The organism is Streptococcus mitis (assembly GCF_001579035.1).
Taxonomy (GTDB): domain Bacteria; phylum Bacillota; class Bacilli; order Lactobacillales; family Streptococcaceae; genus Streptococcus; species Streptococcus mitis_J.
The window spans coordinates 243616-250364 of the sequence record NZ_KQ970286.1; the positions used below are offsets into that span (position 1 = coordinate 243616).

General features: G+C 38.8%; 7 protein-coding genes and 2 pseudogenes. 7 read left to right on the forward strand and 2 right to left on the reverse strand.

Annotation, left to right across the window (positions count from 1 at the left end; translation table 11 throughout):
• Positions 1-32 precede the first annotated feature (32 nt).
• The 7 genes and pseudogenes from SMIDD26_RS03490 to SMIDD26_RS03520 all read left to right on the forward strand — a co-directional run.
• Positions 33-986, forward strand: a complete 954-nt coding sequence (locus tag SMIDD26_RS03490) for a CPBP family intramembrane glutamic endopeptidase (RefSeq protein WP_061438947.1) — start codon at positions 33-35, stop codon at positions 984-986.
• Between the two features lie 76 nt (positions 987-1062).
• Positions 1063-3051, forward strand: a complete 1989-nt coding sequence (gene uvrB / locus SMIDD26_RS03495; protein WP_061438949.1) for an excinuclease ABC subunit UvrB — start codon at positions 1063-1065, stop codon at positions 3049-3051.
• A gap of 9 nt (positions 3052-3060) precedes the next feature.
• The gene (locus tag SMIDD26_RS03500) at positions 3061-3687 is read left to right on the forward strand and encodes an NAD(P)H-dependent oxidoreductase (protein ID WP_061438951.1); all 627 of its coding nucleotides are present in this window, start codon (positions 3061-3063) and stop codon (positions 3685-3687) included.
• Positions 3688-3701: 14 nt separating this feature from the next.
• Positions 3702-4190 carry a GNAT family N-acetyltransferase gene (locus SMIDD26_RS03505; RefSeq protein WP_061438953.1) on the forward strand — a complete coding sequence of 163 codons (489 nt, stop codon included), beginning with the start codon at positions 3702-3704 and terminating at the stop codon, positions 4188-4190.
• Between the two features lie 72 nt (positions 4191-4262).
• The gene (locus SMIDD26_RS03510; RefSeq protein WP_061438955.1) at positions 4263-4730 is read left to right on the forward strand and encodes an 8-oxo-dGTP diphosphatase; all 468 of its coding nucleotides are present in this window, start codon (positions 4263-4265) and stop codon (positions 4728-4730) included.
• Between the two features lie 193 nt (positions 4731-4923).
• Positions 4924-5691 (forward strand): class I SAM-dependent methyltransferase, encoded by a 768-nt coding sequence (locus SMIDD26_RS03515; RefSeq protein WP_061438958.1) that lies wholly within the window; start codon positions 4924-4926, stop codon positions 5689-5691.
• 123 nt (positions 5692-5814) lie between these two features.
• Positions 5815-5967 (forward strand): annotated as a pseudogene (locus SMIDD26_RS03520) (NUDIX hydrolase); the annotation flags it as partial.
• On the opposite strand, the gene SMIDD26_RS03525 reads toward SMIDD26_RS03520, so the two are convergent.
• Both SMIDD26_RS03525 and SMIDD26_RS12650 read right to left on the reverse strand, forming a co-directional pair.
• On the reverse strand, positions 5964-6479 hold the full coding sequence (locus SMIDD26_RS03525; protein ID WP_050104668.1) for a transcription repressor NadR: 516 nt from the start codon (positions 6477-6479) through the stop codon (positions 5964-5966). The pseudogene SMIDD26_RS03520 and the gene SMIDD26_RS03525 sit on opposite strands and share 4 nt — an antisense overlap.
• 11 nt (positions 6480-6490) lie before the next feature.
• A pseudogene (locus SMIDD26_RS12650) lies at positions 6491-6749 on the reverse strand (hypothetical protein); the annotation flags it as partial.

Sequence of the window (6749 nt, forward strand, 5' to 3'; positions counted from 1 at the left end):
AGGTATATCATATAGTAAAAGAGGATAAAGTTATGAAAGACAAAAGAATCTTAAAAGACTTTGAAACTTCTAAAATGAGTTTAAACATTTACACAAGCCCCTTGTTAGCCTTTGCTTTTGTCTTCATAGGAGAGTTTGTGGCTTATACTCTGTATGGTATTAGTTTGTTAGCTCTCATCGGACTTGCTAGAAATTTTGGAGAGGTTGGTCAAAATCTTGCAACCTATTTGCAGACCTTGCAGCAGAGCTTGATGGATAAAACAAGTGACATCCATTTGATATTTGAATTACTGGCCTTTGGTTTTATCATCTTAACTGTGTTTAGATGGACTAGAAAAGTAGAGAAAAGACCTATTCGAACCTTGGGATTCTATAAAGAAAATTTTTTAAGTGCCTTATTTAAAGGATACGGTCTTGGTCTATCCCTCTTTATACTTGTTTTGGCTGGACTAGTAGTGTTGGGGCAGTATCAATTTGACTCCATTCACTTGGATACTTATTCGCTAGCTTTTACTTTATTTACAATACCTTTTTGGATTTTACAAGGAACGGCAGAAGAATTGGTTACTCGTGCTTGGCTGATTCCACAATTGGCTAAGAGAACCAATATTAAAGTCGCTATTATCATATCTAGTAGTCTCTTTACCTTACTTCATTTAGGAAATCCAGGCATAACTTTCTTATCTGCAATTGATCTCTTTTTATTCGGAGTTGCCATGTCCCTATATCTTCTTAAAACAGATACTATATGGGGTATAGGTGGTATTCATGGAGCTTGGAATTTTGCTCAGGGTAATCTCTTTGGGATTTTAGTTAGTGGTCAACCGTCAGGAACGTCTCTGATGACCTTTTTACCACAAGGCGATCGGAGCTGGCTATCAGGTGGTTCTTTTGGGATTGAAGGTTCTGTCATGACAAGTTTGGTCTTGCTACTGCTGATTGTCTATCTCGCTTATCAATTAAAGAAAGAAAATGAAAGGATGTGACTTAGGTTCGTCCTTTTCTTCGTGAAAATGATACAAGTATGCTAAAATAGGAATAGCACATTGAGAGAGGATTCTTATGATTAACCGCATTACAGATAATCAATTTAAACTAGTATCAAAATATCAACCATCAGGAGATCAACCCCAAGCTATCGAGCAGTTGGTTGATAATATCGAGGGTGGAGAAAAAGCTCAGATTCTGATGGGGGCGACCGGAACAGGGAAGACCTATACCATGAGTCAGGTTATTTCCAAAGTCAATAAACCAACTCTGGTCATCGCCCACAATAAAACTCTAGCAGGACAGCTCTATGGGGAGTTTAAGGAATTTTTCCCTGAAAATGCAGTTGAGTACTTTGTGTCTTACTATGATTATTACCAACCTGAGGCCTATGTCCCTTCTAGCGATACCTATATTGAGAAGGATAGTTCTGTCAATGACGAGATTGATAAGCTCCGACACTCAGCGACTTCGGCTCTTTTGGAGCGTAATGATGTTATTGTAGTGGCCTCAGTCTCTTGTATCTATGGTCTGGGTTCGCCCAAGGAATACGCTGATAGTGTCGTTAGTCTCCGTCCAGGTCTTGAAATTTCTCGTGATAAACTCTTGAATGACTTAGTTGATATCCAGTTTGAACGTAATGATATTGATTTCCAACGGGGAAGATTTCGCGTTCGTGGGGATGTGGTAGAGATTTTCCCAGCTTCCCGTGATGAACACGCCTTTCGAGTAGAGTTTTTTGGAGACGAAATTGACCGTATTCGTGAGGTTGAGGCCCTGACTGGTCAGGTATTGGGAGAAGTGGATCATTTGGCGATTTTCCCAGCTACTCACTTTGTGACCAATGACGACCATATGGAAGTTGCCATTGCCAAGATTCAAGCAGAATTAGAAGAGCAGTTAGCTGTCTTTGAGAAGGAAGGTAAATTACTGGAAGCACAGCGTTTGAAACAGCGGACAGAGTATGATATCGAAATGCTGCGTGAGATGGGCTATACCAACGGGGTTGAGAACTATTCACGTCACATGGATGGACGGAGTGAGGGTGAGCCTCCTTATACCCTTCTCGACTTCTTCCCAGATGATTTCTTAATTATGATTGATGAGAGCCACATGACAATGGGGCAAATCAAGGGCATGTACAATGGGGACCGTTCGCGTAAGGAAATGTTAGTAAATTACGGTTTCCGTTTGCCGTCTGCTCTTGACAATCGTCCTCTCCGTCGGGAGGAGTTTGAGAGTCATGTCCATCAGATTGTTTACGTTTCAGCGACACCTGGTGACTATGAAAATGAACAGACCGAGACAGTGATTGAGCAAATCATTCGTCCAACAGGCCTCTTGGATCCTGAAGTGGAAGTCCGTCCGACTATGGGACAGATTGATGACCTCTTGGGTGAAATTAATGCCCGTGTTGAGAAGAATGAGCGTACCTTTATCACAACCTTAACCAAGAAAATGGCAGAGGACTTGACCGACTACTTCAAGGAAATGGGCATCAAGGTTAAGTACATGCACTCAGATATCAAAACCCTGGAGCGGACAGAGATTATCCGTGACCTGCGTTTGGGTGTCTTTGATGTCTTGGTCGGAATCAACCTCCTTCGTGAAGGAATTGACGTTCCTGAAGTGAGCCTCGTAGCGATTCTCGATGCTGACAAGGAAGGTTTCCTTCGTAACGAACGTGGACTCATCCAGACCATTGGACGTGCCGCCCGTAACAGTGAAGGTCATGTCATCATGTATGCGGACACGGTTACCCAGTCTATGCAACGTGCCATCGATGAAACTGCCCGCCGTCGGAAAATTCAGATGGCTTATAATGAAGAACATGGTATCGTTCCACAAACCATTAAGAAAGAAATTCGTGACTTGATTGCCGTGACTAAGGCAGTTGCCAAGGAAGAGGACAAGGAAGTCGACATCAACAGCCTCAACAAACAAGAGCGCAAAGAACTAGTTAAGAAACTAGAAAAACAAATGCAAGAAGCCGTCGAAGTGCTTGACTTTGAAATGGCAGCTCAGATACGTGATATGATGCTGGAAGTCAAGGCGTTGGATTAGGGGAATTTTATGAATATTTTAGTTATCAATGGACATCCTGATAAAGAAAGCTATTGTCAAGCAATTTTTCAAACGATTGTAGAAAATATAGACTCAAAGAGACATGAACTTGAAGTGATTAATCTTAATGAGGAAGAGTTTGATCCTGTTTTACGTTATGGTTATCGACAAAGAATGGAGGACAATTCGTTTATTCTACGCTCTCAAGAATTAATCCAGTGGGCAGATCATTTCATTTTTGTTTATCCTATTTGGTGGAGTAGTATGCCTAGTCTATTGAAGGGGTGGATTGATCGTGTTTTTACGCCAGGCATTGCATATTCCGCAAACAATCGAGGAAGCTTTATTTTGAACTACTTGGGAGGTAGACAGTTCAAAAAGTTACTAAAAGGAAAAACAGCTAGTATCTATGCAACTTCTATGGCACCAACTTGGTGGTACAAAGTATTTTCAGGTCCGATTAACATTCCAGACAGTTATGGAATATCAGTATTAAAGAATGCTGTATTGAATCACTGTGGCATAAAAACAAATAGGGTTTCAATCTTAGGAGAGTTAGGCCGTGAAGTAAATACAAGTTCAACAAGACAAAAATTTCTACAAAAAGTAGCAAAGGAAGTTAGGGTACTGGATTAAGGAGCAGAAAATAAATGACGGTTATTATCAAATCAATGGAAACTCCTGAAGAGATAGAAGGTAAATCCCTTGTTCACTGGCAAACGTGGAGAGAGGCCTATGACGACCTTTTGCCTGCAGAATTTCAGGAGACAATGACATTAGAAAGATGTCGATTCTTTAGTCAAAAGTATCCAGAAAATACATTGATTGCGATGGATGGCGTGAAGGTGGTTGGTTTTATCAGTTATGGTAATTTTCGTGATGAGACTATTCAAGCTGGTGAAATTATTGCTTTATATGTTTTAAAAGACTATTACGGAAAAGGCATTGCACAAAAGTTAGTGAGAGCAGCTTTGACTGCTCTTGATCATTTTTCTGAAATTTTCTTATGGGTATTGAAAGATAATAAGCGCGCCATTGCTTTCTATCAAAAAATGGGTTTTACTTTTGATGGCCAAGAAAAAATCCTTGAACTTGGAAAGCCTATAAAGGAAAAACGGATGGTATGCTATTCTAAATAATTCTAAAAAGTAAAAGCTAATATTTCTGGTACCAAGTCTGAAAATTTAATAAATTAGAAAGTGAGTAAATTTATGTCCCGTTCACAATTAACGATTTTAACAAACATTTGTCTGATTGAAGACCTCGAAACTCAGCGCGTGGTTATGCAGTATCGCTCTCCTGAAACCAATCGCTGGTCAGGTTATGCATTTCCTGGAGGTCATGTTGAAAATGGTGAGGCTTTCGCAGAGTCTGTCATTCGTGAAATCTATGAAGAAACAGGGTTGACTATCCAAAATCCTCAACTTGTCGGCATTAAAAATTGGCCACTAGATACAGGTGGGCGCTATATTGTCATTTGTTATAAGGCGACTGAGTTCTCTGGTACCCTTCGCTCTTCAGAAGAGGGAGAAGTTTCTTGGGTGCAAAAAGACCAGATTCCAAACTTGGATCTGGCCTATGATATGCTACCTTTGATGGAGATGATGGAAGCTCCTGACAAATCTGAATTTTTCTACCCTCGCCGTACAGAAGACGATTGGGAGAAAGAAATTTTTTAGTTCTATGATTAGTTGATAGGTGTTATCTTTTAAAGTACGGTACTGAAATATAGGCTAAGTATGGCGATGTAAGTCAACTGAATATTGCTAAATTTCCTATCTATATCTTGAACAATCTCCATCTTCAATTTTGAAATCGGAGATTGTTTTATTTTATGGTATAATCTTAAAATATGAAAGGAAGTACCAGAAAATGGATGATAAAGTAATTGAACAATATAAAAGTCATGATAATCTTGATATTCGAGTAGAATTGCATAAGAAGTATTCAAAAAATAAATTGGGATTTAATAATTGGATATTTTCTAACTACCAAATCACTGATGAAGTAAAGGTTCTAGAATTGGGATGTGGTACCGGAGAACTGTGGAAAAGTAATAGTAATTCTATAGATAAAATGAAGCAGTTGATTGTTACAGATTTTTCTAAAGATATGGTAAAATCAACGAAGTCAGTGATTGGAAATAGAGACAATGTCAACTATGAGATAATGGATATTCAAAAGATTTCTTTTGAGAATGAAACTTTTGATATTGTTATTGCTAATATGCTTCTACATCATGTGAATGATATTCCTAAAGCGCTCTCTGAGGTGAATAGAGTCTTAAAAACAGGCGGAATTTTTTACTGTGCTACATTTGGTGAAAATGGAGTTGTAGATTATTTGGCAAGTTTATTTAAAGATGAGGTTAATCAAGATTTGGAAAATAAAACTTTTACTTTACAAAATGGCAAAAGGTACCTGAGTAGGTATTTTAACTCTGTCGATACATTACTCTATGATGATGAGTTACAGGTAACTAGCATAGATGATCTAGTTAAATACATCCAATCCTTTAAAGGAATTTCAGAAATAAGTTCGCTAGAAGAAAAAGTCATTCGTAAAAGATTGGAAGTACATTTTCATAAGGGGAAGTTAATTATTCCTAAAGAATATGGTATGTTTATTGCTCGAAAGTAAAATTAAGGGAACGAAATTGTGAAAAATTAAATTAAGGAGAAACTTTTCAATATAAAATCAAGCGGATAGTCTTTAGAACCTGCTATAGCTGATTCTATATAAAAGTCTCAATCTTTTGGATTTGGAGAAGTTTCTTGGGTGCAAAAAGACCAGATTCCAAACTTGGATCTGGCCTATGATATGTTGCCTTTAATGGAAATGATGGAAGCTCCGGACAAATCTGAATTTTTCTACCCTCGCCGTACAGAAGACGATTGGGAAAAGAAAATTTTCTAATCCTTTACTAAATAACCTAGCTGATCCAAGGCCTCCTCGATATAGTGGAGGTCTTGTTGTGTTTCGGCTTCGACTAGGTGGTAATGGATGCCATCTGTCAATTCAGACAGAGGTCTAAAATCTGAATGCTCGACTTGTTCTAGAAAATGTTGCACATCTCTACGACAAGACAGTTTCAGCAAGGTTTCAATTTCTCCATAAACGGGATGGTCAATCAAGGTATTCTGAACACGTCCACCATTATCTACGATAGCAAGGAGTTCTTGACCGATTTCTTCAACTTCATGTTTTACTTTGAAAAGTTTGTGAACATAAGGATTGGTATCAATTTGCTTATAGATGTAGCCACGATTAGTGGATAGGATAGGAGCGCCATCGGCTCTCAAAATTGCAATGTCCTGCACAATGACCTGACGTGTGACATGAAAATGTTCCGCCAAACTTTGGCCGTTGAGGGCTTTAGGAGCTTCTTTCAAGAGTTGGAGCAGGGCTTGTTTGCGATCTTTTGTCATAGTTCTTCCTTTTAACGGCGTTTTCGAAGCACTTTATAGACAGCTAGTGCTAATGTATAGTCTACCATACTATGGATAATTGTGCCAAATCCAACTAGTACAAATAGAACATAAAACATATTTTCTACATTGGTACCAGAAGTTGCGTAAAAAAGGACACAGGCCAATACTTCAGCAAGGGCATGGACAAGCGCTAACACAAAGTTGAAAATCCAGGACGATTTTGGTTTATCTAGGGTTTCGGGGAATTTTTGTAGGTAAAGAGCCCCC